At 60.3% G+C, this 22415-nt stretch carries 30 protein-coding genes; 15 read left to right on the forward strand and 15 right to left on the reverse strand.

Annotated elements, in window-relative coordinates:
• Window positions 1–22: 22 nt before the first annotated feature.
• From ACLM42_RS07660 to ACLM42_RS07680, 5 genes are read right to left on the reverse strand one after another with little or no spacing between them, the layout of a single operon-like run.
• Window positions 23–1438 (reverse strand): NAD(P)(+) transhydrogenase (Re/Si-specific) subunit beta, encoded by a 1416-nt coding sequence (locus ACLM42_RS07660; protein WP_247910485.1) that lies wholly within the window; start codon window positions 1436–1438, stop codon window positions 23–25.
• Window positions 1435–1734 carry an NAD(P) transhydrogenase subunit alpha gene (locus ACLM42_RS07665; RefSeq protein WP_010315729.1) on the reverse strand — a complete coding sequence of 100 codons (300 nt, stop codon included), beginning with the start codon at window positions 1732–1734 and terminating at the stop codon, window positions 1435–1437. Before ACLM42_RS07665 ends, ACLM42_RS07660 begins: the two co-directional genes overlap by 4 nt.
• Complete coding sequence (locus ACLM42_RS07670) at window positions 1731–2879, reverse strand: NAD(P) transhydrogenase subunit alpha (RefSeq protein WP_247910484.1); 1149 nt, start codon at window positions 2877–2879, stop codon at window positions 1731–1733. Before ACLM42_RS07670 ends, ACLM42_RS07665 begins: the two co-directional genes overlap by 4 nt.
• A 48-nt stretch (window positions 2880–2927) precedes the next feature.
• Entirely contained in the window at window positions 2928–3596 is a 669-nt protein-coding gene (locus ACLM42_RS07675; protein ID WP_247910483.1) for an SDR family oxidoreductase, read from the reverse strand.
• Between the two features lie 4 nt (window positions 3597–3600).
• Window positions 3601–3777, reverse strand: coding sequence for a hypothetical protein (locus ACLM42_RS07680; RefSeq protein WP_247910482.1), 177 nt, complete (start codon window positions 3775–3777; stop codon window positions 3601–3603).
• Between the two features lie 116 nt (window positions 3778–3893).
• On the opposite strand from ACLM42_RS07680, the gene ACLM42_RS07685 reads away from it, so the two are divergent.
• The 3 genes from ACLM42_RS07685 (at window position 3894) to trxB (ending at window position 7220) form a co-directional block, all read left to right on the forward strand.
• A complete protein-coding gene (locus tag ACLM42_RS07685) occupies window positions 3894–5378 on the forward strand; it encodes a DEAD/DEAH box helicase (RefSeq protein WP_415398714.1) in 1485 nt (494 codons plus the stop codon).
• Between the two features lie 97 nt (window positions 5379–5475).
• Entirely contained in the window at window positions 5476–5721 is a 246-nt protein-coding gene (locus ACLM42_RS07690; protein ID WP_247910480.1) for a hypothetical protein, read from the forward strand.
• A 128-nt stretch (window positions 5722–5849) separates the two neighbouring features.
• On the forward strand, window positions 5850–7220 hold the full coding sequence (gene trxB / locus ACLM42_RS07695) for a thioredoxin-disulfide reductase (RefSeq protein ID WP_415398715.1): 1371 nt from the start codon (window positions 5850–5852) through the stop codon (window positions 7218–7220).
• 56 nt (window positions 7221–7276) lie between these two features.
• Here the strand turns inward: trxB and infA are convergent, their stop codons facing one another.
• Complete coding sequence (gene infA, locus ACLM42_RS07700; protein WP_010310444.1) at window positions 7277–7543, reverse strand: translation initiation factor IF-1; 267 nt, start codon at window positions 7541–7543, stop codon at window positions 7277–7279.
• Between the two features lie 176 nt (window positions 7544–7719).
• Here infA and ACLM42_RS07705 point away from each other — a divergent pair, with 176 nt between their 5' ends.
• The 4 genes from ACLM42_RS07705 to ACLM42_RS07720 are packed head-to-tail and all read left to right on the forward strand — an operon-like array spanning window position 7720 to window position 9112.
• A complete protein-coding gene (locus ACLM42_RS07705; protein ID WP_247912053.1) occupies window positions 7720–8421 on the forward strand; it encodes a pseudouridine synthase in 702 nt (233 codons plus the stop codon).
• Between the two features lie 26 nt (window positions 8422–8447).
• Entirely contained in the window at window positions 8448–8585 is a 138-nt protein-coding gene (locus tag ACLM42_RS07710) for a hypothetical protein (RefSeq protein WP_247910478.1), read from the forward strand.
• Window positions 8586–8627: 42 nt separating this feature from the next.
• On the forward strand, window positions 8628–8768 hold the full coding sequence (locus tag ACLM42_RS07715) for a hypothetical protein (RefSeq protein WP_415398716.1): 141 nt from the start codon (window positions 8628–8630) through the stop codon (window positions 8766–8768).
• Window positions 8769–8773: 5 nt separating this feature from the next.
• Complete coding sequence (locus ACLM42_RS07720) at window positions 8774–9112, forward strand: hypothetical protein (protein ID WP_247910476.1); 339 nt, start codon at window positions 8774–8776, stop codon at window positions 9110–9112.
• Here the strand turns inward: ACLM42_RS07720 and ACLM42_RS07725 are convergent.
• A complete protein-coding gene (locus tag ACLM42_RS07725; RefSeq protein ID WP_247910475.1) occupies window positions 9109–9357 on the reverse strand; it encodes a hypothetical protein in 249 nt (82 codons plus the stop codon). The two genes, ACLM42_RS07720 and ACLM42_RS07725, sit on opposite strands and share 4 nt — an antisense overlap.
• Before the next feature lie 89 nt (window positions 9358–9446).
• Between ACLM42_RS07725 and ACLM42_RS07730 the strand changes: the two genes are divergently transcribed.
• Window positions 9447–9953, forward strand: a complete 507-nt coding sequence (locus ACLM42_RS07730; protein WP_415398717.1) for a hypothetical protein — start codon at window positions 9447–9449, stop codon at window positions 9951–9953.
• Here ACLM42_RS07730 and ACLM42_RS07735 read toward each other — a convergent pair.
• Window positions 9950–10135: a hypothetical protein gene (locus ACLM42_RS07735; RefSeq protein WP_247910473.1), complete on the reverse strand. Its 186-nt coding sequence runs from the start codon at window positions 10133–10135 to the stop codon at window positions 9950–9952. The genes ACLM42_RS07730 and ACLM42_RS07735 overlap by 4 nt on opposite strands.
• 160 nt (window positions 10136–10295) lie before the next feature.
• Between ACLM42_RS07735 and ACLM42_RS07740 the strand changes: the two genes are divergently transcribed.
• Window positions 10296–10460: a hypothetical protein gene (locus ACLM42_RS07740; RefSeq protein ID WP_247910472.1), complete on the forward strand. Its 165-nt coding sequence runs from the start codon at window positions 10296–10298 to the stop codon at window positions 10458–10460.
• 339 nt (window positions 10461–10799) lie between these two features.
• Window positions 10800–10976, forward strand: a complete 177-nt coding sequence (locus ACLM42_RS07745; protein ID WP_247910470.1) for a hypothetical protein — start codon at window positions 10800–10802, stop codon at window positions 10974–10976.
• 298 nt (window positions 10977–11274) lie between these two features.
• Here the strand turns inward: ACLM42_RS07745 and ACLM42_RS07750 are convergent, their stop codons facing one another.
• Genes ACLM42_RS07750 through ACLM42_RS07760 form a run of 3 tightly spaced genes read right to left on the reverse strand, consistent with a single transcriptional unit; the run spans window position 11275 to window position 12352 of the window.
• Window positions 11275–11532, reverse strand: a complete 258-nt coding sequence (locus tag ACLM42_RS07750) for a hypothetical protein (RefSeq protein ID WP_247910469.1) — start codon at window positions 11530–11532, stop codon at window positions 11275–11277.
• Entirely contained in the window at window positions 11529–11738 is a 210-nt protein-coding gene (locus tag ACLM42_RS07755; RefSeq protein WP_415398718.1) for a hypothetical protein, read from the reverse strand. Before ACLM42_RS07755 ends, ACLM42_RS07750 begins: the two co-directional genes overlap by 4 nt.
• Complete coding sequence (locus ACLM42_RS07760) at window positions 11738–12352, reverse strand: DUF305 domain-containing protein (RefSeq protein ID WP_371820724.1); 615 nt, start codon at window positions 12350–12352, stop codon at window positions 11738–11740. The genes ACLM42_RS07755 and ACLM42_RS07760 overlap by 1 nt, the downstream gene beginning before the upstream one ends.
• Here ACLM42_RS07760 and ACLM42_RS07765 point away from each other — a divergent pair.
• The 3 genes from ACLM42_RS07765 to ACLM42_RS07775 all read left to right on the forward strand — a co-directional run bounded on the left by ACLM42_RS07765 (window position 12311) and on the right by ACLM42_RS07775 (window position 13946).
• Complete coding sequence (locus ACLM42_RS07765; protein ID WP_415400194.1) at window positions 12311–12535, forward strand: hypothetical protein; 225 nt, start codon at window positions 12311–12313, stop codon at window positions 12533–12535. The genes ACLM42_RS07760 and ACLM42_RS07765 overlap by 42 nt on opposite strands.
• Complete coding sequence (locus ACLM42_RS07770; RefSeq protein ID WP_415398719.1) at window positions 12507–13007, forward strand: hypothetical protein; 501 nt, start codon at window positions 12507–12509, stop codon at window positions 13005–13007. Before ACLM42_RS07765 ends, ACLM42_RS07770 begins: the two co-directional genes overlap by 29 nt.
• A 702-nt stretch (window positions 13008–13709) precedes the next feature.
• Window positions 13710–13946, forward strand: coding sequence for a hypothetical protein (locus ACLM42_RS07775; protein ID WP_415398720.1), 237 nt, complete (start codon window positions 13710–13712; stop codon window positions 13944–13946).
• Window positions 13947–14146: 200 nt separating this feature from the next.
• Here ACLM42_RS07775 and ACLM42_RS07780 read toward each other — a convergent pair whose 3' ends face one another.
• The 3 genes from ACLM42_RS07780 to ACLM42_RS07790 all read right to left on the reverse strand — a co-directional run bounded on the left by ACLM42_RS07780 (window position 14147) and on the right by ACLM42_RS07790 (window position 15861).
• Window positions 14147–14419, reverse strand: coding sequence for a DUF3303 domain-containing protein (locus ACLM42_RS07780; RefSeq protein WP_247910465.1), 273 nt, complete (start codon window positions 14417–14419; stop codon window positions 14147–14149).
• A gap of 515 nt (window positions 14420–14934) precedes the next feature.
• Entirely contained in the window at window positions 14935–15495 is a 561-nt protein-coding gene (locus ACLM42_RS07785) for a hypothetical protein (RefSeq protein ID WP_247910464.1), read from the reverse strand.
• A gap of 201 nt (window positions 15496–15696) precedes the next feature.
• Window positions 15697–15861, reverse strand: a complete 165-nt coding sequence (locus ACLM42_RS07790; protein WP_247910463.1) for a hypothetical protein — start codon at window positions 15859–15861, stop codon at window positions 15697–15699.
• A gap of 1486 nt (window positions 15862–17347) precedes the next feature.
• Here ACLM42_RS07790 and ACLM42_RS07795 point away from each other — a divergent pair.
• On the forward strand, window positions 17348–17563 hold the full coding sequence (locus ACLM42_RS07795) for a Nif11-like leader peptide family natural product precursor (RefSeq protein WP_415398721.1): 216 nt from the start codon (window positions 17348–17350) through the stop codon (window positions 17561–17563).
• A 53-nt stretch (window positions 17564–17616) separates the two neighbouring features.
• Window positions 17617–17853 carry a Nif11 family protein gene (locus ACLM42_RS07800; RefSeq protein ID WP_247910460.1) on the forward strand — a complete coding sequence of 79 codons (237 nt, stop codon included), beginning with the start codon at window positions 17617–17619 and terminating at the stop codon, window positions 17851–17853.
• Between the two features lie 785 nt (window positions 17854–18638).
• Here the strand turns inward: ACLM42_RS07800 and ACLM42_RS07805 are convergent.
• Complete coding sequence (locus ACLM42_RS07805; RefSeq protein ID WP_415398722.1) at window positions 18639–21311, reverse strand: cation-translocating P-type ATPase; 2673 nt, start codon at window positions 21309–21311, stop codon at window positions 18639–18641.
• Window positions 21312–22415: the final 1104 nt, after the last annotated feature.

Consider the following 22415-nt stretch of genomic DNA (forward strand, 5'->3'; position numbering starts at 1 on the left):
CTGATCGATTGTGAGGACCGGATCAAGCGGCCTTACCGACGCCCTGGCTACGCAGTTCAGCGCAGAGACCTTGCAGCACTGCCTTGGCATCGCCGAAGACCATGGCGGTTTGGGGCAGCTCGAAGAGGGCGTTCTTGATGCCGGCATAACCGGCGCCCATGCTGCGCTTGACCACGAACACCTGACGGGCCCCGTCCACCTCGAGAACGGGCATGCCGTAGAGGGGGCTATTGGGGTCGTTCTTGGCGTCGGGATTCACCACATCATTCGCGCCCAAGACGATGACCACGTCGGTGCGGGGGAACTCGGGGTTGATGGTGTCCATCTCGAGCAGCTGCTCGTAGGGGACATCGGCTTCCGCCAGGAGCACGTTCATGTGACCCGGCATGCGGCCGGCCACCGGGTGAATGGCGTAGCTGACTTCGGAGCCATTGGCTTCGAGCATCTTCGCCAGCTCACGCAGGGCGTGCTGGGCCTGGGCCACCGCGAGGCCGTAGCCAGGAACGAAGACCACGCGCTCAGCGCTCTCGAGGGCCATGGCGCATTCCTCGGGGCTGCAGCTGACGATCCGGCTGTAGCCGGCTTCATCGCCACCACCGCCAACGGGGGCACTGCCACCGAGGGCACCACCAAAGAGGACGCTCACCAGGGAGCGGTTCATGCCGGTGCACATCACCTGGGTGAGGATCAGGCCAGCGGCACCAACCATGGCGCCGGCCACGATCAGCAGTTGGCTACCCACCACGAAACCAGCGGCAGCGGCAGCCACGCCGGAATAGGAGTTCAGCAGCGAGATCACGACGGGCATGTCGGCGCCGCCGATGGGCAGGGTCACGCCAATGCCCAGCAGGCTGGAGGCCACAACCAGCAGCCAGAGGGAGGAACCAGCGGGGTCACCGGGGAGGGCGAAGGCACCCACCAGGGCCGCAACGGCGATGGCGATATTCACGCCATGGCGCACCTGGCTTTGGGTCCAGCCGGGGGTATCGATCCAACCCTGCAGCTTGCCCATCGCCACGATGGAGCCGCTGAAGGTGATCGAACCGACGAAGACAGAGATCACGATGGACACCAGGGCCACCATGTCCGACTCAGCGGAGTTGTAGAGGGCCACGGCAATGGCCACCAGCAGGGAGGCCATGCCACCGCAGCCGTTAAAGAGGGCGACGGTCTCCGGCATGGAGGTCATCGGCACCCGGCGAGCGGTGAGCAGACCCAGCAGACCGCCGGCAGCCGTGCCGACTGCGATCCAAAGCCACGCCACCGGTGCGGGCTGCAGCTGAATCAACAGACCCACCACTGCCAAGCCCATGGCCAGGGCAGCCAGGCCGTTGGCGGAGCGGGCGGAACGAACCTTGGAGAGGCCCTTGAGGCCCAGGGCCAGCAGCAGGACTGCCAGCAGGTCAATCAGATAACCAAACAGCGCGAGGCCACTCATCGGCGTGCTCCTGACTTCTTGCGGCTGAACATGGCGAGCATGCGGTCGGTCACTAGGAAGCCCCCGATCACGTTGAACAGGGCAAAGCCCAGGGAGACCGCGCCGAGGATCAGCATCCCGGGATTGCCCTGGGCCTGAGCGATCAGGGTCAGGGAGGCCAGCACGGTGATGCCACTGATGGCGTTGGCACCGCTCATCAGGGGGGTGTGCAGGGTGGGGGGCACCTTGCCAATCAGTTCCAGACCCAGGAGGCTGCCGAGCAGCAGCACCCACAGGGCTTCATTCAGGCTGCTCATGCAGCACCTCCGGCAGATTCAGGGGCGTTGTGGCTGAACAGGCAGCCAGAGACGATCTCATCGTCGAGATCGAGATTCACCGAGGAAGCCCCCTCGGCGGTGGTGTTGAGCAACAGCTCCAACAGAGCGGCGATGTTGCGGGAATAGAGGGCGCTGGCGTGGTTGGCCACGCTGCAGGGCAGCCCGTCACCGGCGACCAGTTGAACGCCGTGACGGAAGACGGTCTGACCAGGCACCGTGCCTTCGCAGTTGCCGCCCTGAGCGACTGCCAGGTCAACCACAACACTGCCGGGGCGCATGTGTTGCAGCATCGCGTCGTCGATCAGACGCGGGGCCTTCTTGCCCGGCACCTGGGCGGTACAGATCACCATGTCAGCCAGGGCCAGCTGCTCGGTGAGTTGACGGCGCTGCTCAGCCAAGAACGCCTCAGTGGCCTGCTTGGCGTAGCCACCCGATTCACCGGGCTTTTGATCCAATTCAGGGGGATCGATGAAGCGGCCACCCAGGGACTCCACCTGCTCCTTGGCGGCGGGGCGCACGTCACTGACGTAGGCCACAGCGCCGAGTCGACGGGCCGTCGCCAGGGCCTGGAGGCCGGCCACACCGGCGCCCAAGATCAGCGCCCGAGCCGGCTGAATCGTGCCGGCGGCGGTCATCAGCATCGGTACGTAGCGATCCAGCGCTGCCGAAGCGAGCAGAACCGCTTTGTAGCCAGCGATATTGGCCTGGGAGGAGAGCACATCCATGCTCTGGGCCCGGCTAATCCGAGGCAGCAGCTCCAGGGCCAGTGCGGTCACCCGACCGGCCTCAAAGCGCTGCTTCAGGGCGTCGTTGCCGTGGGGCTCCAGTAGGCCAAGGAGCAGAGCGCCGGGCTTCAGCGAAGCAAGTTCGGAGCGCTGCTGGGCCAGATCTGAGCCCTGGACAGCGAGGACCACGTCGGCTTGGGACCACTGCTCAGTACTGGGGTCCACCAGTGCAGCACCGGCGTCCGCATAGGACGCGTCGTCGTAACCACTGGCCTGACCAGCGCCGCGCTCGATGGCAAAGGTGCAGCCGCGTGCCGCCAGACGGCGCACGGTTTCGGGAGTGGCCGCAACCCTGGTTTCACCAGGTCGGCACTCCCTTGGCACTAAAACACGAATCAATGTCTCGACCCTGGGTTGAGGCAGATTCGCATACGGCCGGAAGCGTTCTCAAGCCAACCAGCTGGCAAGCGCAGGGGGTTCAGACGCGGGAGAGTCCGGGACCGCACTCGTGATCTCAACAATGCGTCCGACGCTGGCCGGAGCCTCCAAGGCATCCAGGCAAACCCGGGCCACCAAGCGGCGCGGAAGACTGCCGTCCTGCTGTTGATCCGCGCCGGAGAAACGCAGGTGCTGAGCGGCGAGGTCCTCCTCGGCTTCCTTCAGGCCACCGGGACGAACGATCGTGACGTCCAGCCCGCTCTGCTCGAGCCACTGCTCACCCAGACGCTTCCAGACCAGGATCAGCCCAAAAAGGTTGAGGGGGTGCAGCCATCGACCCGCACAGAGCGAACTGACGAGCACCACGCGCTTGAGCCCCACGCTGCGGCAAGCCTCAAGCTGCTGACGCACCCCTAGGGCGTCCACTTTGAGGGGACCCAGCAAATCGATGCTGGGACGGGCACCTGTAGCGATGACCAGGGCGTCGCAGCCGCGCAGGGCCTCCTGCAGGGCTGCGCCATCACTCAAGTGGAGGCGATGGATCTCGGCTCCCTCTAAACCCGGCGGAAGACTCGAGTCAGGTCGGACGATCGCTCGAACCTCGGAACCACGGGCTAGGGCTTCGGCGACGACTCTCCAACCGGTTTTGCCGGAGGCGCCAGTGACCGCCACACGCATGGTCTCAGAACAGAGGCAGGAGCTCCTGTTCTAAGCAGCGGGCGTGGGGACTGGAGCCCTGCCGGCGCAGCATGCGGGCCCGAAGGATCATGGGATCGAGATCGCACTCCAAACTCAGCGCCAGCTCGAAGCGCTGCCGGAGCTCATCGGTGCTCAGCGAAAACAAAGAACGCTCATCCATGGGCAACAGGGGCAAAGCCCGGGAGCGGGTGATGGCCGGAAGTTAGTGCCTCCAGCGCCGATGCGAATAGGTAGAAGTGCCCAACTTTTTTGGCCGAATCCCCACACAATGGCGGCATGCCATCGCTGTCGTTTGATCTGCGCGTCCCCAAGCGCGCTCCTGCCGCTGCGGAGGAGTCCGCAGCAGTGGAGCCGCGGCCGCTCAGCAACCTGCAGCCGCGGCAGTGGCAAATCCAGCTGATCCAACTGCTGCGGCGCCGACTGGAAACCCGTCAGGGCAGTGACGTCCTGATCAACGCCGGGCCTGGGGCCGGCAAAACCCTGGGGGCCCTGCTGAGCTTCGAGCGGCTGCTCCGGGAAGGCCGGCTTGCTCGCTTTTTGGTGTTCTGCCATCGGAGCTCCATCGCCGCCCAGTGGATCTCCTCGGCGGAGCGCCTCAACCTGAAGCTCAAGGACTGGCAACCAGAACTCAGCGCCAGCGATCTTGCGGACAGCGATGGCCTGCTGATCACCTATCAGGCTGCTGGGCGCAACCTGAAGTCCCTCGAGCAGGAACTCCAGCACTGGGACTGGGGTTCCTGGCTGGCCATTGCCGATGAGGTGCACCACCTGGGGGTTGACCCGGAGGAACCGGAGGCGACGGCCTGGGGCCACGCCTTTAGCCGCCTGAGCCAAAGCGCTCAGCTACGGCTGGGGCTCACCGGGACACCGTTTCGCGCCGACAACCTCGGCTTCTGCGCAGCCCGGCGGATTCAGGTCCATGACGGCCAGGAATGGGTCGAGCAGATTGCTCCCGACCTCAGCGTCGAGCCCCGGGAATTGATCCAAGCCGGTGATGTCCGCCCCCTGGAATTCCGCTTCCAGGACGGCTGGGTGGACCATGGCCGTCGGGGGGAAGTGGGGGACACCGAGCGCTCACCGCTCTCCCAGGAAGAGCGGGAAAGCTGGCGGGCGCGGAACCTACGGCGGGCCATCCGCCTGGGGGACAGCAGCAGCATTGCTTTACGTCTTCTGCTGAATGCCCGCAAACGGCTCGAGGCGGTGCGGCGGGAGCACCCGGAAGCTGGCGGCCTGGTGGTGGCCCGTGACATCGCCCATGCCCGCAGAATTTGTGGGCTGCTGGAGGAGGAGGGGGACCGGGTTCAGCTGGTGCACTCCCAAGACCCTGAGGCGCCCGAGCGAATGGAGCGCTTCAAAGCCGGGGACTCCGACTGGCTGGTCAGCATTGACATGTGCGCCGAGGGGTTCGACGCCCCCAGGCTGCGGGTGGTGGCCTATCTGACCACCGTTGTGACCCGCACGCGCTTCGTGCAGGCCATCACGAGGGCTGTGCGAATGAACGGTGAGCGCGCCCTCGCCGAAACCGTCCCCAGGCACCCGTCCTACGTCTTCGCACCGGCTGATCCGCTGCTGATGCAGTACGCCCGCACCTGGTCCCTCAGCGAGCCCTACATCCTTCGACCCAAGAACAACGAGACTGTTGAAGAAGCAAGTGGCCAAAGCCGAGGCGCCAGCCTGCCGCTGCAGGCCGTGGAGGATGGAGCCGGAGGGGTAATTCGCGTGCGTGGCCCACGCCTACCCGACTTCTTGATGCATCAATGACTACATCGAATATGCAGCAATTAATGCGACGTTGTGCGTACTAACCACTGGAGGCGGCACCTGAGCTGTCAACGTGGTCTCAACCGCAAGGGGAACCATGCACGGTTCAATCCAACGGCGGATCACCGTCGCAACAAATTGGGCGGTCACTCGCATTGCTTGCTTGGATGATCGCGAGCTCTACGAAGACAGCTACGCCCTGACAGAGGAGTTCCGGGAATGGATCCTCTGCTCTGACGACCAACCCGAACTCCTTCAGGACCAAGTTTTGATGGTCCCCAACTTCGAGAAGTTCCCAGAGAGCGAAACCAGCAGCGAATCCGACGGCCTGCTTGAAATCTAAAGAGAATCTTTAGAGCAATCTCTTTATTTGCTCTGCTCAATGGGTTCTGCGGGCAGCCACCCGGGCTGCAAACCCAACCCAGCCGCGATCGATCCCTAAACTAAAGCGAAGTCATTCCGCCTTAGGTCATGGCCGCTGGTGCACCCGGATCGGTTGAAAACCTTGTCATCGTGGGGTCAGGTCCGGCGGGATACACCGCGGCCATCTATGCCGCACGCGCCAATCTGAGCCCAGTGCTGATCACGGGTTTCCAGGATGGGGGCATCCCTGGCGGTCAGCTCATGACCACCACGCATGTCGAGAACTTTCCTGGCTTCCCCGACGGGATCCTCGGGCCAGAACTCATGGATCGGATCAAGGCCCAAGCCGTGCGCTGGGGCAGCCGACTGGTGGAAGCTGATGCCGATTCGATTGACCTCTCCCAGCGCCCTTTCCGGATTCAGGCGGACGGCCGGACGATCCAGACCCACGCCGTCATCCTGGCCACGGGTGCCAGTGCCAATCGTCTCGGCCTGCCCAGCGAGCAGCGCTTTTGGAACGCTGGCATCAGCGCCTGCGCCATCTGCGATGGCGCGACACCGCAATTCCGCGATGTGGAACTGGCAGTCGTCGGAGGCGGCGACTCCGCCTGCGAGGAAGCGGTCTATCTGACCAAATACGCCAGCCGCGTTCATCTGATCGTTCGCAGCGACAAGCTTCGGGCCAGCAAGGCCATGGCCGATCGCGTGCTGGCCAATACCAAGGTCCAGGTCCACTGGAACCGGCAACTGGCGGACTGCAGCGGTGGCGACTGGCTCGAATCCATCCAGCTCAAGGACACCAACGGCGGCCCGAGCGAGGACCTGCCCGTGCGCGGGTTGTTCTATGCCATCGGCCACACCCCCAACACCCGCCTGGTCCGCGAGCAGCTCAGCACCGACAGCAAGGGCTACCTGATCACCCAGCCTGGTCGTCCCGAAACCAGTCTTGAGGGGGTCTATGCCGCCGGGGACGTCGCTGATGCGGAATGGCGCCAGGGGATCACGGCCGCCGGAAGTGGCTGCCAGGCCGCTCTGGCGGCAGAGCGCTGGCTGACGGAGAAGGATCTCGCGGTCACCGTTAGCCATGACCCTGTCGATCCAGCCGAGGTCGGCGAAACCAAGCGCACCGCGGTCAGCGACGAAGCCAACTACAGCGCTGATGCCCTCTGGCAGAAGGGAAGTTTCGCCCTGAGGAAGCTTTACCACGACAGCACCAAGCCCCTGGTCGTCGTCTACACCTCACCCACCTGCGGCCCCTGCCACGTGCTCAAGCCTCAGCTCAAGCGGGTTCTCGATGAACTGGGGGGACAGGCCCAGGGCATCGAGATCGACATCGAGACGGAGCAGGAGATCGCCCAGCAGGCCGGCGTCAGCGGTACGCCCACCGTTCAGGTCTTCCTAAACAAGGAGCTCAAGCAGCAGTTCCGTGGGGTCAAGCAGCGCAGTGAATTCAAGGCGGCGATCGAAAGCCTGCTCTGAGTAACCCCAACAACAAAAAACCCTGGGCACAGGCCCAGGGTTTCGAGATTGATGGATTAACGACGGCGGGGACCACCAGGACGGTTGCCACCTGGACGGGGACCGGCGTTGGCGTTGCGTTCGCGGTAGGTGATGCGACCGCGGCTCAGGTCGTAGGGGCTGATCTCAACCAGCACCTTGTCGCCAGCCAGCAATTTGATGCGGAACTTGGTCAGCTTGCCGGCGGCGCGGCAGAGGCATTGGTGGCCAGCGGGCTGCTCGAGGGTGACCAGGTAGAACCCGTTGCCCTGTTCCTTCTCGATGACGCCGGAGGTCTCAATCATGCGCTGCTGCTAGTGGCCAACCCAGGTGCTCTCCGTAGCTTAGTTGTCGCTAGGGTCAGCCCTCACAATTGTTGTGGCAGCCGGCATGGTTCTCCCCCCTCTTTCGATGGATCTGGGATTGCTCCTGATCTCGATTGGGGTTGTGAACCTCTGGAAGGCTCGCCAGGCTTCCTGAGCTGAAAACAGCGCAGCTTCTGACCACACTCCTTTTTCACAAGCCCTTCGGCGTCCTCAGTCAGTTCACACCTGAGGACGGCAGCAGATGGGGATGCCTGGCGGATCACATCGAGGTCCCCGGGGTCTATGCGGCTGGGCGGCTGGATGCCGACAGCGAGGGGCTGCTGCTGCTCACCAGCAACGGGCGACTGCAACAGAGGCTCACCGATCCGGCCTGGGGTCACTGGCGCCGCTACTGGAGCCAAGTGGAGGGACTCCTCAGCGACGAAGCACTCGCAGCCCTGCGCTCAGGGCTGGTCATTCAGGGCAAACGCACCCTCCCGGCCCAAGCCCGAGCACTCCAGGACCCCGGCTGGCCCGAGCGGGACCCGCCTATACGCGTCCGTCAAAACATCCCCACGAGCTGGCTGGAGCTGGAGCTGCGGGAGGGGCGAAACCGCCAGGTGCGGCGGATGACCGCTGCGGTGGGGCTTCCCACCCTGCGGCTGCTGCGGGTGGCGATCGACCTGATGGATGGAGGCCCACCGCTCAGCCTGAAGGGGTTAGCCCCAGGCGAATGGAGATCCGTGAATGAGGGCGAGGAGCAACGCCTTCAATCCCTGCTGCAGTCAGGCCGGGGAGGCCGCGCCGGTGGCGGGAAGTCGGGCCGCGCTGGCGGAGGAGGAAAGGGAGGCGTCGCCAAAGCCAAATTCCGGAGATAAGACAGGGGAAACGCGCGCTATTCCCAATGGACTACGCCGTCCCCCTACTGGTTGCGGGCATTGTGATCGCCCTCGCTCTTTACGGAGTGCGAGAGTTGATCCGTGAGGTCGCTGTGGTTCTACAAGGCACAGCCCAGCACAAGGGCCATGCCGGGAGCAGCTAAGCATTGAGAAGCGCCGGAGATCTGCTTCGAACAGCAGCGGTCTTGAGTTTCTGGGCCCTGCTGATCGTCACCGCGATTCTCTCCTCACAACTGCGGCTCCAGCGCTCCCGGAACACCATCGATTTTTGCGACGAGGACAGCCTGGGTAAGGTCTGCGCCTTTCACGCGGTGCTCAAGGACTGAAAGCCGTGAAACAGCTACCTGGCCGCCAACGTCCTCGCTGGATCACCGTTCTGCTGCAGGGCCTTGCGGCGGTGGTCGCCACCATCTGGCTCGCCAGTCTGCTGCCCTATCTGCTGCTCATGGCCCTGGTGGTCAGCCTGATGCTGATCCCCACCCTCAGGCGGCTGCGCAAGGAAGCGGAGCGGACGGCAGCGTCCCAGCCAAGCAATCCATTCCAGGGGACACCGCTTGAGCCCTTCTTCGCAAACCTCTACCGCCAGGCCGCCCCACGGCCAATGGTGGATGTCACCCCGCCCCACCGGAAATTGATTCGGGCCTTCTGGTTGTGGCGCCAGCAGCGCTAGATCCGTTCGCGGTGCTTGGTGCGTAGCCGCTCGGTAACCAGAACCCCCTTGGTCCCGAAATCAAGGCCATCCACCAAGGCCACCTCCGCCTCAATCCCCTCCGCCCTGAGCTGCTCAATCAACCCCTTCATCACCTGCTCCTCCACCAATTTCTGGTCGAGGCGGTCGGGCGTTAGAGCTTCAAAGAAGCGATTGGTTTTGGCCGCGACCACGTTGGAGGCGTTCGTGATTTTCAAAACCAGCATTCGCCGGAATCAGGGCGGAACCCGGTAGTCCTAGTCGCTTCATCCAGGCTCCGCAATCGCTACGGTCTGCCAAAGGGGGAGATTGGGCGATGGGGGAATCTGAGCAGTTCGTCAAAAACCTCATTGGCGATGTACGTCAGCTGCTGCGAGCCCCAGCCACCTTGGTCAAAGCTGAACGGGAATGGTCCCTCTCGACCATCTGCGCGGTGATTGATGCCCGCAACGCGGCCCCTCAAGTCGTCACCACCCATGTGGGCACGATCAATTCGGTGCTTGTCGCCAGTAGCGCCCTCGATAGCCCCTTGCTTCAGGCCTTTCTGAAGCGTGCCCGAGAGAGTGACCCCGAGCATGCGTTATCGGAGTTCCTCGATAGTTCGGATGCGGAGGCCTTCACCGAGATCTACGAGCGCTACAGAGAAGAACGCGAAGAAAAAGGCCATGCAGTTTGGTCCGTGGGCGATTCTGCGGCCTTTGTGGCGAAATCTCGGGAAGCCTGGAACGACCGTGAATTGGCCTGTGTTGCCGTCACCCCAGGACCCACGGCTAAAACCCACGGAGTATTGACCTTCTCACTCCCCCTGGACTGGCTGTCCTAATCGGGCAGTCCGGTCTGTTGCTCAACAACCCACTTCGTCGCTGCTTTCTGGGTCTGCCAAGCCTGCATCAATTGCTTGGCCAAGCTGCGGAGCTGATCAGGATCCGTTGTGGCATCGAGAGCGCGATTGAACCGCTCAATCTCAAACTGTTGACCAACCGTGAGTTCAATCGAGTTGGACATTGCGCCTTCAACCGATCACTGATGGAAAGGTATCGGCTTGAACCAGGCACGACGTAACTAGAGCTACCAGGTGGCGCGATTGTCAGTGTTTCACGTTGTAATCAGAGCCACGCAGGCGCAGCAGCAGGATTGATAGTGAACGGGTTGCAGATTCACTCACATGCAGCTGAGTTGGAGCCAACACCTCGAAGCGGCCCGGCTGATTGAACGCTGCAGCACGAAAGATTGCGGCACGGCCCTCGCCCTAATGGGCATCGCCCTTCTCGTCCTCAGCGAAGACCTGGCTCGAGCCTGCGAGCAGGAACAGCGAGCCGTCCTGCTCTGACTTGCTCCAGGACGGCCTCCACTAGGCGCTCTGGAGATCGCAGTGATCATCGGCATGGAGCTCCTCGTCTGCCGCGAGCAGTAGCTCCATCAAGTTGGCGAAGTCATGCTCGGAGAGCTCACCTGTGGGCTGCCATTTCAAGCAGGTCCGGCGCTCGCAGCTTCCTGACTCTGGGTGCCTGTGATCAGCCATGGTCTCCTCCTCTGGCTGTGGCTCTTTTCCTACGACAGGTGAAAAGAAGCCGTCCAGAGCAGAAATACCCGGCCTTACACAAGCATTAAGACCCAGTCAAGGTTCCCGCGAGTAATGCTGGAGTGGTTGAAGCTGCAGAGCCAATCGATGGAACAACGCGTTCCCAGCAGCGCAGACCAGGGAGACGCCGCCGCCGCCGCCGATCGGGACTGGGAGGTCCACAACCCCCGTGTCTCAACAGAGCAACTCAACGCACTGCGCCAAAAGGAGAAGCTGGTGGCCCGTCGCCTGCGTCAGCAACAAGAGAAGGATCTTGCCGCCTAGGGAGCCTCCCAAGTCCCATTGCCCCCATTTGGGGAATAGCCACGGCAGTGACCAGAGCAAGAGCCTTGAGGGACCGTGAGGCGAATCACGATGCTCCGCTCTTCCTTTACAGACCCTCCGCGCAAGATGCACTACGGGGACATGCTCAGCAGTTGCCGTGGTTGCCGAGAATTTGTTCCCGAAGGACTGTTCTGTACTGCCTGGAACAGCGTGATTCTGCCGCAATCGACGCTCTGGCGTGGTTGCCCGCACAAACGCGCCGCCTAACTCGAGCCAGCGAGGCCGCACAGTGATGGCTTCAACCCTTTGCTTTCGCCCGGGGCAGCATCAGACAAACCCCGGAGATGATCAGCACCAGCGTGAGCAAGCCGAGGAGCACGGAGTAATAGGGCTGGAGGTTGAGCGGGCCGAAGCGCCCGGAATGAATCTTGAGTAGCCAGAACGCATCGACCCCCTGCTCCAACAAGCCGCTATAGATCGACCCGGACAACGCCGTCAGCAACAGGGGAAAGGCCGCGATGGGCACCAGCAGCCGGTGAATCTTGCGAGCCTTCATTGCCTGCGCTGGGCACGATGCAGATCAGCCTCATCCAGGCAAGGCATCCAAGCCCCTTTGTTCTGATGCGCACCTTGGCAACGCAATTGGGAGGCTTGCTCCAATGCAGCCTGTTTCGTGGCGTAGATCCCTTTGCTATGCGCCCATACCAGAGCTGGGGCAATCACCACAGAGACCGCGATAGACAGGCATGCTTGGGGCAGCATCAACCTTGAGCCTTGAGCGAGAACAACGGGTCGAACTGACGATATTCAGGCTTATTCAAGCCTTCATGCTTGAGCATCTGACGCAGACGATTGATCTCGTGTCTTTGGCTAAGAATGATCTGCTGGGACAGCCGCTGAATTGCCGTTGTTTTTGATTTTTTCAGGGCGTCATGGGCCATCTGTAAGGCCCCACCGTGATGCATCAACATTCCTTCGAGGAACCAGACCACTCTGTTGGCCTCAGTGGGCTTGGTGCCCATCATCTGCATCCCTTGAATTTGTTCAGCTGTCATGCGCGGCAGCTCAGCGACATCATCTGGATTGACACCAGAGCGCCAGGCCACCGGATAAATCGGCGCCTCGGGATACCACTCTTTGCGCCATTGCCGCATGGCTTTGATCTCCCGCGCCTGCTCATACCAAATGTCATTGGCCAACGCACCAATGCCCGGCTCGCCCACATTGAAGAGCTCTTCACTCATGCGCAATGCACCGGTGTGGTGCTGAACCATGGCGTCCAGCCAGCGCAGGTCATAGGTCGCACCAGCGGGACCCAAGTCATCACCGTGGGCATGAGCAGCGCCTGGCTTAGGAGCTGCACCACCAGCTGGCATCTCGTGGTGATGGTGATGGTGATGGTGATGGTGATGGTGATGCTCCTGCGCCAATGCGGGAGCCAGGCACAACACAGACGACGCGGCAGCGGCAATCAAACGGCGCATGGGAAGCGGGTGGAGCTCCGCATCGTTCTAACCCTCGGCAGCCCCGATGCGAGACACTGCTGCCATGGGGAATGACGGCGGCATCCAGGCTCTTGTGGAGAGCGTGCGCGACGAGCTGGCGGACATCGCGCGCAAAGCCGAAGCTCACGCGAGCTGGTCCCTAGCGCTGCCCGTAGCGGTTATTGATGCCCGCAAGCTGCCCACCCGGGTGCACGAGACGGCAATCGGCACGATCGGATCGGTACTGCGCATCTCCCGGACCGTGGACCACCCCCTCATCCAACAGCTCTTTGTGCTCCATGAAGAGGTCGGACCAGAGAACGCGCTTCAGCTCCTCCTCAATGGAGAGGACGGAGAGGAATTCGCCGAGCTCTGGGTCGAATACCGGGAAGAGGCGAAAGGTGAACTGGTCTGGGGGGCAAACGACGCAGCGGCCTTTGTGACCAAGAGCAAGGCCTGCCATGACGACGGAGAACTCGCTCTGGTGGCCCTGGTGCCAGGACACCTTTATTCCTGCGGCGTGCCGATCAGAGCTCTGACGATCTAGCCCAGAGCGTCCTTCAGCTCACGCACCACCTGCCGCAACTGCATGGCTCCCTAGCTGGTGGTTATTCCGGTGGGCACAAGGATCAACAAATTGGAAGTGGTTGGTCCCTGCCGCAAGGCTCTAGATCGAAATACCGGTCGCAGCAGCAAGAGGGAGATCCAATGCATGTGCGTCGTCTGCGGCACCGTTGGGTGGTGGCAGAAAAGCAACTTTGGAGCTGGCCAAGCCAACTGCAACTGTCACCGTGAGGTTCAGCGAGGTCTGTCCAATACCCGTGTTGGAATCCTCTGGACCAGGGCCCGCAAACGTGCGCGGGAGCAGCAGATTCCTTTCGACATTGACCACTCAGACATCGAGATTCCTGAGGTCTGTCCGGTCCTAGGGATCAAGTTGGAACACGCCACGGCGGAGAGCCAACAGGTTGAAAGCTGATGCCAAGACAGAGGAGATCGAGCTGCTTCTGAATTGGATGAAGTCACACTCGGAATTTGGAGCAAAGTGATGGCCCCCACACCTGAAGGGACTGCCAAGAGAGAACAGACCTTCCGTCGCCAGTCGATGGAGGCCAGAGCTGCTGCTGCGGGTCTCAGGCAAGAAATTCGATCAGGTCACCGTCCATAAGAACGAGATGCCTGGCGCATACAACTGAGCCGAAACCAGTCAGTCGCTCCTAGTCTGGACTCATCTCAAGAAGGAGGCCCCGTGGCCACCTGTCATCTGCCGGCACCCGGGGTTGAGAATCCCTCGGCGTTGGCGTTTCATCAGCTCAAAGAGATGTTGCAGGCCGATTCCGCCTTTGCCCAGGCCCTGCGAGCCACAGAGTCAACGGAAGCGGCGGCAAGGTTGGCTGCAGAGCACGGCGTTCAGGTGTCGCCCGAGGCGCTTTGGCGTCATCGCGGCACCCAGGAGGCTGGCGGCCTGCCCACCTGGCGCGGCTGAGGAGTTTGAACTGAAGCAAATTCTCCCGATTCGGGGGGATCGCTCAAGCTCATGGAGGCAATGCGGAGATGTCCTGTGCGATCTCTATTTCTCGCTGTGCACAGCGGATTGCCTATGGAGTGACAGACCCGCTGACCACTGCTAGGTGGCGGGGAGTGTTGAGACCGTGGCGACTGCGTCAGGCATCGCCCCTACAAGGACTACGAGTAGACCTTGGCGATTAGCGGACCAGCTTCTTCGTCAGACAGAAGTGGAGTCACCTCCCAATCCAGGCACTCAGCCCACTCAGCCGCATGCTCGTAGCAGGCAGATGCGTCGTCCGCCTCAACAAGAATCCAACCTTCTACCGAGCCAGGTGCGTGGAAGCGTTTCCAGGACTTGCACTCGGGGAAAGGGGCACATGTCGCAATGAACTTTTTGGCGGCAATTTCGTGATAGCCGGTCTTGAAAGACCAGTGCATCAAAAAGGTCATGGAGAAGTTCCTGACGCATGCACACTGACCGCAACGAAGCAAATACGTGCGTATCAACCGAAACTAACCAGCGTTTGGCATGGGCCAAGACAGCTTTCCAGCTCAGATCTCGCAGCAGGGAGCTGTTGAAGTGAAGGACCTCCGTCACGGAGATGGAGCAGTCACTCCTCAGCAATGTCGGCACATTGGCGAGGGCGAACTAACCGCAGAAATCTTTTGCGTTGCCCACTGTCCTGCGGACTCGGCTCTAGTTCATCTCGATCAACATGCCAGCCAGCGACGAGTCGCTCATCTACTTCTTCGATGTCCATGGTCAGGATGGACTCCTCAGAAACTCCTGGTCTTGAGCCAGCTGCATCATGCGCAGGGTCTCGTAATCAGTGGTGCACTCAGCACAGGTGCATGGAACACCGTGCAGATCCCAGCGGTCCAGCATGTAGCCAGTCAGCTCGGCTTGGTCTCTGTGGAACTTGGTCACAGCGAGGTGACGAAGGTCAGGTAAACGCTCTCGTGGATCAGATCGAGAAGCAGTAGTGAAAACCGCCCATGTCCTGGAGAACACACTTTTTTTGGTAGCCATTGCTCCCCGACCGCTTTATTTCTGCCAGTTTCAAGCTGAAGGAGAAGTTTTTCGGAAACTTGTTGTTGTGACGCAGGAAAGTGCTTAAGAAGAGAACTGATTCAACTTGCCAGAGGCCATGCACGGGTTTGACATAACCGCCCATACCCCTAGCGGCGAGAAGCGCATTCATTTTGTGGCTATCAACGAAGCGGTTGCCTTGGGCCTTGCGAAGCGATCCTTCGGCGATTATCCCCTCACGATTCGCAAGTACTACGGACCGACCCGCAGACAGCGGGAAGCAATATTTGTCCAGGACTAGCGTAACGCCCAGCGGACGGAGAAGAGGCTGCTGCAATCCTGCTCCAGTACAAAAAAGTGCCCCGGTAAGCGATGGCTTGACGGCGAGAAACGCCTCAATCTCGGCATGCCACTTAAATTTGCGGGAATGTACGTGTTTATGCGAACTGAACGCATCTCGTGTCGCATCAACCTGCCGGGGATTGCCTCTCTTCATCAAAAGCGAAGGTTTTTCATAGGAAGCCGACCTGCCCAGGCGCAAAAAGCATCTATTTTTAGTGCCAGATCGCTTGGCACGAGTGCAAGTGGGGCTCCGGCCTCCGGAACCACAGGCAGCTCATAACGCCGGCAGCGTGGTTCCGATAACTGTTCCTACAGCAATCGTCCCCATCACAAGCAACAGCAGCCAGTTCACAGCTCAGGCCGCTTTGTCATTTGCATGCTGCTGCTCTGTTTTGAGTTTTAGCCACATCGCTTTCTCAAGCACTGTGAGCTTTGGGGACTTTTCATTGAGTACTGCTCTGGCACGCTCCTTGGCAGCCTGAATAACCCGAAGCGTTGGATCTGTTCGATCGAATGCCATGTCCTCGTGATTGACGAGAAACGCAAGGTAATGACGTCATAAATTCCTGCAACCAATGACAGGAACTGCTCACCCAGCTCGCACCAGCAATAGCGCTTTGACGCCAATGACACCGTTTTGACCTCCATTGGTGGTGTGATCCCAAGGAGATTCAGTTGTTTTTACCCAAGTCAGCCGCGTTGATCGACCTTGTGCATCCCTTCCACAGGCACGAACGTGTTCTCCATCGAAAGACTGACCTGCAAAGGCTGGAGGCAAACCGAAGAACATCCAGACCACGACCTTGCCCACTTGCACGCACGGCTGAAGAATTTCGCGGATGGCTCTACCTACAGAGTCATCGACCCTGACCAGACCATGGTTTGCCTGTTCTCAGGCGGCGCCACGGAGTGCTGGACAATGGATCACGTGAAGGTTGGGTGAGTCCAGGGCTGCTTAATCGCTACAGCTCCCCCGGCTTCAAAGGCGCCGCATCGGAAGGATGTGGAAGTGGCTAGGGGGTTATGACCACCGTTCGGTTCGAGACAGTTCACATCTCGTCCATTGGATTAATGGCAACGCCCGTGCAATCAGGCAATGGCTCCCTGGCTCATAGCGGTCGACGGCGCGATCGCCGATCTATGTGCAAGCTTCGAGAATGGAAACGAGTTTCAGCACCCGTCCTAGCGACGAGGATTTAGCCCTTTTGTGGCCGAAAACCCCCTACAACTGCTGGATGGGGGGCGACTTTGTATTGCCGTGCAGGTGTGAGCTGTGCGCTGCTCACCGACGCTCACGCTGGGAAGAAGAAGAGGAGTAGCGCCCAAGAGCTCCCCAACCCACTGCTCAGTAGCGGGGAGTGCGAGGTGGGGGAGCTATGGCACTCCCCCATTTCGGGTCACGGTGCTTGCACCTGCCTTTCCCTGAGCTGTTATGGCCTAGGTCTGCTCAGACGCGAAAACAGGAGCTTTCGCCCACGTTTTGCCCAAGCTTTAGAAAAAGCAATAGCTACTGAAGCCTGAGCCATGTCAATAGTGCTGTTCTTCCAAAGAACACGCATCCATGACCGAGAGATTGGCATCGACAACGGCCAGCCTTTCCATGATCAACGTCAGGTCGACATCGGACAACTCACCGTTGCATGTCCACTTCATACACGTAGATCCAATGCAATCAGGTCGGTTTTGATGTGCTTCTAACCGTTGTGGCGTGAGGCAGGTCATCTCTGCACCCTCGACTTTGGTTGAGACCACTCTTCTGGTAAACCCATAGGTACCGATACCCCCTAATGGGGGCATCGGGATTGGCCAAGATCGAGGAGAATCAGCCAATAGACAACACCTTGCTCCACCTTCTCTGACGCCTACTTCGGCCTGGTAAGCAGCTGTCCGGAGTGGATTGCTGATTGCCGAGTGATTTCTTTGAATCTGCCAATACCTCTGGCTCACGTGATGCAGATTGATCAGGAGTTCACACGACTGCGCAACGACAACTCTGCCAACTAGACATGTCGCTCGATCAACTCAAGGCCTTTCTGGCACGCCTGCAGGCCGATGAACCCCTGAAGCAGCAGGTGCTGGCCGCTGCGACCGCCGATGACGTCGCCCAGATCGGCCTGAAGCTGGGCTTTGAGTTCTCCGGTGATGAACTGCTGCGGGTCTCAGGCAAGAAATTCGATCGGGTCACCGTCCATAAGAACGAGATCCCTGGCGAATACAACTGAGCCGAAACCAGTCAGTCGTTCCTAGGCTGGACTCATCCCAAGAAGGAGGTCCCATGGCCACCTGTCATCTGCCGGCACCCGGGGTTGAGAATCCCTCGGCGTTGGCGTTGCATCAGCTCAAGGAGATGCTGCAGGCCGATTCCGGCTTTGCCCAGGCCCTGCGAGCCACAGAGTCAACGGAAGCGGCGGCAAGGTTGGCGGCGGAGCACGGCGTTCAGGTGTCGCCGGAGGCGCTTTGGCGTCATCGCGGCACCCTGGTGGCTGGCGGCCTGCCCACCTGGCGCGGCTGAGGAGTTTGAACTGGAGCAAATTTGCCCGATTCGGGGGGATCGCTCCAGCTCATGGAGATGTCACGGGAGCAGACATAAGCCGTATCTGCTCTCTTCCATTCCCGTGCCTGCATTTGAGCCAACCGGGCAAGCAGGTCTCTCCGACCAGGTGGCCGTTGAGAGAGCCGACACTTGGCTGGCCATCTGGCCGTAACCCCTGTCTGCCTGCCTGATTTCGCTAGATCAACTGCGGTGTAGGCGAGCGGAGCAGACAGTATCTGTGACCGCTCCTGTCTGAGTTGACCTGCCGAGGGCAACGGCTATTGGTGCAGTTGCAATTGATGCGTTCGTGACATGACTTGGGGACTTCAGGCTGGGGGTGGCACCCCAGCTTTTTATGTGATCCCACGGGGATCGCTTTTGTCAGCAGGACCAAGCGCGGTAATGCCCATGGCCGCCCACGCTGGACAGAGCGATAACAAGATCGAGAGCGACATTTGTGTCCGTCGCACTCACTCAGGGAGTTCGTGTTCACTCCCGCAACGGTGTCCCGGCTCCCTACCCCATCTATGCCTGGATGCTTGTTGTGCCCTGAGATATGAGCAGCAGTACCCATTGCTCCTTCCGTGGGATCCGCTTCTATCTGTGTAGAACATGGTTTACGGGCCACCTTCACCGGGTGGCTTCTTTCTTGCCGTGACCAGATCACTCCGGGCGCCATTCCGGCACTGATCTCACTGTCATGGACGACGCCTGCGTATCCCTGCCGATCACGCTTCCGTTGAGCCTCGCTGAGAAGCGAATCTTCAGGCCGGCCGGGAAGATGGGTGAATGAGATCAGTGGGGTCCAACCCCTCAGCAAGACGGCAGACCGGGATCATGAACAGCATCGGCAACGCACAGACCAGCAAGAGGGAAGCATTGAGTGGTCGCGTTCCAAAGAACGCATTCATCCAAGCCGTCTGACTGAAGAGCCACTGCAGAGCAAGCGTGGCCATCACTCCGAGAGGCACCGCCGGCGAGGTTCTCACTTTCGACCAGGGGATCGGCCAGAGGCTGCGCCAGTGACTGATTTTCCACAGATAGACCAAATGCGCCAGGACCAAACCTTGGACGGCCATGGTGCGGGCCAACGGCAGATCACCAAACTGCTGCTCGCCCCAAAAGAACAACCCGAAGATCACAGACCAATTGAAAAGGGAGACCAGAAGCACACGGCGAATTAATCCCGGACTTAAGAGGGGTTCCTCCGGCCGGCGTGGGGGTTGGCTCATCAAGGCGGGGTTGTGAGGCTCGAAAGCCAAGGCGATCGACATCGTGAGTGAACAAATCATGTTCAGCCACAACACCTGTAAGGCACTCACAGGCAGAGCTGTTCCAAGCAGCGCTCCCATCAAGATGGTCATCGAAGCGCCACCGTTCACAGGGAGAACGAAGGCCAGGGTCTTGCGCAAATTGAGATAGACGCCGCGTCCTTCCTCAACGGCCGCCTCAATCGTCGCGAAGTTGTCGTCAATCAAGAGCATGTCAGCCGCCTGACGCGCGACCTCGGTCCCACTTCGGCCCATGGCGATACCGATGTCAGCTTGCTTGAGGGCAGGGGCATCGTTCACCCCATCGCCGGTCATCGCCACCACCTCGCCATTGGCCTGAAGCGCCTCAACCAGATGCAGCTTCTGTGCTGGGGTGATCCGCGCGAAGACATCCACCGACTCGACCACCTCAGCAAGTGCATCGGGCGATAAAGGATCAAGAGCCGTTCCACCGATGGCCTTGATCTCCGAGGACGCGCCGATGCCCATCAACCGAGCAATCGCCACGGCTGTTTCCAGGTGATCTCCAGTGATCAGCTTCACCCTGATCCCAGCCGACCGGCAGGCAGCTACCGCTTGGATCGCCTCAGGGCGTGGGGGGTCCTGCATCCCTTGCAAACCCAAGAAGGTCAGGTCGCCATTGAGGTGGTGATGCTCCAGTTGCTCCTGTCTAGGCCCCCCCTGGCCGATAGCGAACGCCAACACGCGCTCGCCTTGGCCGGCCATCGCCGAAACCGCCTCCTGAATGGCTGATGCGTTGAGCTCCCTGTGCTCCCCGTGCTGATCCAACTCATCCGAGCAGCGCTGAAGAACGGCCTCCACAGATCCCTTCAACAAGATGCGCTGCTGGCCATGCAAGGTGGCCATGTATTGCTGCTCTGATTCGAAGGGAATGACATCCCTACGGGGGTAGTCATCGTGGGCTGAACCATGACTAATCCCCACCCGTTGCGCCGCCTCCAACAGGGCCGTCTCGGTGGGATCGCCAACCCATCCACAGGCTCCACTCGCGCGGGCGTCGTTGCACAGGAGGCCAGCCAGAAGTGTTTCGTGCAGGGCAACGTTTAGCCCCCCAGCCGGCTGATCAGCGGGCCAAAGCTCATGCAGCGCTTGCAACACTCCGGCCGCATACACATGCTGGACGGTCATCCGGTTCTGGGTGAGAGTCCCGGTTTTGTCGGAGCAGATCACCGTGGTGCTGCCCAGGGTCTCAACCGCGGGCAACTTGCGGATGATGGCCTGGCGTTTAGCCATGCGATGAACGCCAATCGCCAAAATAATGGTGATGATGGCGGGCAGTTCTTCAGGAATCGCGCCAACGGCTAACGCCACCGCCCCGTCAAACATTTCCGCAAGATCTCTGCCTCGGGCCAGGCCAACCGCAAAGGTCAGAGCAGCCAGCAGCACAATCAGTCTCAACAACGTTCGACTGAAACCCGACAACTTGCGGGTTAACGGCGTGGAGAGATTGACAGGGCGATTCAAGGACGCGGAAATCTGGCCCACTTCAGTGGCATCCCCCGTCGTGACCACCACTCCAGTTCCCTGGCCTGCGATCACAAAACTCCCCGCATAAGCCATACAGCTGCGCTCAGCGAGGGGCACAGCAGGATTCAACGGTTCCGTCCCTTTCTGTACAGGCAAAGACTCGCCGGTGAGGGCTGACTCATCGGTTGCCAGCGACCGGGCCGTGAGGAGCCGCAGATCCGCTGGGACCTTCGAACCAGCCTCGAGCTGAACCAGATCCCCTGGCACCAACAGCTCTGAATCCAAGCGCTGGAGGGACCGGTCTCGAAGCACCACAACATCCGTGCGGACGCTCTCAGCAAGGGCCGCGATGGCACTCTCGGCTTTGCCTTCCTGCACCGTGCCAATGACGGCGTTGATGCAGGTGACGCTGATGATCACCAGCGCATCCTGGGGGTCGCCAATCGACAGCTTGATGGCTCCAACCAGGAGCAGTGTGATCAGCAGCGGGTTGTCGAACTGCTGAAGCAAGCGCAGCCATAACGGCTTCTGCGGAGCTGGACTGAGCCTATTGGGTCCCTCCTTTTGAAGGCGTGCCTCCGCCTCCTCTTGGGCTAGACCACAAACGAAATCAGTCTCCAGTGCAGCGATCACCTCCTCCGCACTCAATACATGCACAGAAGCGAGAGATCCCGGCATCGCGGCAAGGCTGAGGTGCCCTAGCCATAGCTAGAGCAGCTGAAAAGGTCTAGACCGCGGACTCGGCGATGACCTTGCCCCCTTACGGCCCTAGCGAACGAACAGCATCTCTTGGTAGTAGGAGATGGCCTTAGAGGGCAAATAACGAGATGGGCAGACTTCTTACCACCACCGCATCAGAGTTGGTACAAGATCGACGCAAATCTGGGGAGTCCGCCCACTAGTGACCTTCTCCGCGTCAGCCCAGCGGATTTCATCCCCACCAGGCCGGAATCCTCCGAATTTATGCTGCTGAACTCAGCATCTCGGGGAAGGAGCAACTCCAGTTCATGTTCTTTGATCGGCTGATAAGCGTGGTGGAGTCCATTCACTACCACGCAAAGCCGCTGATGATCTCAACGCGATTATCAGGCTCGAGGTCCAGTAAAGCGGTATATTCCTTACCTAAGAGAGGAAATTGGGAACTCTATTGACAGTAGTTTCGAATCTATATTCCACTTTTCAGCCAGCGTTCAAGGAGCAAAACCTCTGCCGCAAAGAGACAGATAAGTGCAGTGGCTGTAAGGCAAATAGTGAATACAAGCATGGTGTCCCATCTGGGCTGCTTTTATCTTCAACTGTATAAAGCCTCTAGGCAAGAGGCAAAAGCCGTACTCCCAGAAGATTGCTGCATGGCCTAAGTGTTGACCAGTGTCAACGCTTAGGCCACGGGAAGGCAAAAGAAAGGCCGCCCCTCCTCGCAGGAAGAGACGGCCTACCTAGGTCGTTCATGCATGGGATATACCCAATGCTTAATGGACGAAAGATGGGTTCGGAGCTGCTGAGGGAGGTCACCTGGGGCCAAGTATCCAGGTGTGGAGCAGATGCATCTCCGGGGGCACCTGTGTCGGTGCAGTTGAAGTGTCTGGCTAACGCCTACGTCATCGCTGGAGGCTCTAGAAGACCCGCTCACTGATTGAGAAGACTGTTGGAGCAGGCGCCTTCAGTCAGCCCGCTCCTACTTGCCGGGTGGGTGGAGTGTCGTCCATGAACGCCTCCGAGATCGATGTACCCACCATCGGTTTGATTTGGGCAGAGGGCAATCAGGCTTTATGCGCATTTCCT

The sequence above is a fragment of the Synechococcus sp. W4D4 genome, assembly GCF_047716805.1.
In the GTDB taxonomy this organism is placed as follows: Bacteria; Cyanobacteriota; Cyanobacteriia; order PCC-6307; family Cyanobiaceae; genus Vulcanococcus.

What these genes read in the sequence shown, in the direction of transcription:
- ACLM42_RS07660 (WP_247910485.1), bottom strand. Translation starts at nt 1,438, where the DNA reads ATGAGTGGCCTCGCGCTGTTTGGTTATCTGATTGACCTGCTGGCAGTC.
- ACLM42_RS07665 (WP_010315729.1), bottom strand. Translation starts at nt 1,734, where the DNA reads ATGAGCAGCCTGAATGAAGCCCTGTGGGTGCTGCTGCTCGGCAGCCTC.
- ACLM42_RS07675 (WP_247910483.1), bottom strand. Translation starts at nt 3,596, where the DNA reads ATGCGTGTGGCGGTCACTGGCGCCTCCGGCAAAACCGGTTGGAGAGTC.
- ACLM42_RS07680 (WP_247910482.1), bottom strand. Translation starts at nt 3,777, where the DNA reads ATGGATGAGCGTTCTTTGTTTTCGCTGAGCACCGATGAGCTCCGGCAG.
- ACLM42_RS07685 (WP_415398714.1), top strand. Translation starts at nt 3,894, where the DNA reads ATGCCATCGCTGTCGTTTGATCTGCGCGTCCCCAAGCGCGCTCCTGCC.
- ACLM42_RS07690 (WP_247910480.1), top strand. Translation starts at nt 5,476, where the DNA reads ATGCACGGTTCAATCCAACGGCGGATCACCGTCGCAACAAATTGGGCG.
- trxB (WP_415398715.1), top strand. Translation starts at nt 5,850, where the DNA reads ATGGCCGCTGGTGCACCCGGATCGGTTGAAAACCTTGTCATCGTGGGG.
- infA (WP_010310444.1), bottom strand. Translation starts at nt 7,543, where the DNA reads ATGATTGAGACCTCCGGCGTCATCGAGAAGGAACAGGGCAACGGGTTC.
- ACLM42_RS07710 (WP_247910478.1), top strand. Translation starts at nt 8,448, where the DNA reads ATGGACTACGCCGTCCCCCTACTGGTTGCGGGCATTGTGATCGCCCTC.
- ACLM42_RS07725 (WP_247910475.1), bottom strand. Translation starts at nt 9,357, where the DNA reads ATGCTGGTTTTGAAAATCACGAACGCCTCCAACGTGGTCGCGGCCAAA.
- ACLM42_RS07730 (WP_415398717.1), top strand. Translation starts at nt 9,447, where the DNA reads ATGGGGGAATCTGAGCAGTTCGTCAAAAACCTCATTGGCGATGTACGT.
- ACLM42_RS07735 (WP_247910473.1), bottom strand. Translation starts at nt 10,135, where the DNA reads ATGTCCAACTCGATTGAACTCACGGTTGGTCAACAGTTTGAGATTGAG.
- ACLM42_RS07740 (WP_247910472.1), top strand. Translation starts at nt 10,296, where the DNA reads ATGCAGCTGAGTTGGAGCCAACACCTCGAAGCGGCCCGGCTGATTGAA.
- ACLM42_RS07745 (WP_247910470.1), top strand. Translation starts at nt 10,800, where the DNA reads ATGGAACAACGCGTTCCCAGCAGCGCAGACCAGGGAGACGCCGCCGCC.
- ACLM42_RS07750 (WP_247910469.1), bottom strand. Translation starts at nt 11,532, where the DNA reads ATGAAGGCTCGCAAGATTCACCGGCTGCTGGTGCCCATCGCGGCCTTT.
- ACLM42_RS07755 (WP_415398718.1), bottom strand. Translation starts at nt 11,738, where the DNA reads ATGCTGCCCCAAGCATGCCTGTCTATCGCGGTCTCTGTGGTGATTGCC.
- ACLM42_RS07765 (WP_415400194.1), top strand. Translation starts at nt 12,311, where the DNA reads ATGAGCAGCGCCTGGCTTAGGAGCTGCACCACCAGCTGGCATCTCGTG.
- ACLM42_RS07760 (WP_371820724.1), bottom strand. Translation starts at nt 12,352, where the DNA reads ATGCCAGCTGGTGGTGCAGCTCCTAAGCCAGGCGCTGCTCATGCCCAC.
- ACLM42_RS07770 (WP_415398719.1), top strand. Translation starts at nt 12,507, where the DNA reads ATGCGAGACACTGCTGCCATGGGGAATGACGGCGGCATCCAGGCTCTT.
- ACLM42_RS07780 (WP_247910465.1), bottom strand. Translation starts at nt 14,419, where the DNA reads ATGACCTTTTTGATGCACTGGTCTTTCAAGACCGGCTATCACGAAATT.
- ACLM42_RS07785 (WP_247910464.1), bottom strand. Translation starts at nt 15,495, where the DNA reads ATGAAGAGAGGCAATCCCCGGCAGGTTGATGCGACACGAGATGCGTTC.
- ACLM42_RS07790 (WP_247910463.1), bottom strand. Translation starts at nt 15,861, where the DNA reads ATGGCATTCGATCGAACAGATCCAACGCTTCGGGTTATTCAGGCTGCC.
- ACLM42_RS07795 (WP_415398721.1), top strand. Translation starts at nt 17,348, where the DNA reads ATGTCGCTCGATCAACTCAAGGCCTTTCTGGCACGCCTGCAGGCCGAT.
- ACLM42_RS07800 (WP_247910460.1), top strand. Translation starts at nt 17,617, where the DNA reads ATGGCCACCTGTCATCTGCCGGCACCCGGGGTTGAGAATCCCTCGGCG.
- ACLM42_RS07805 (WP_415398722.1), bottom strand. Translation starts at nt 21,311, where the DNA reads ATGCCGGGATCTCTCGCTTCTGTGCATGTATTGAGTGCGGAGGAGGTG.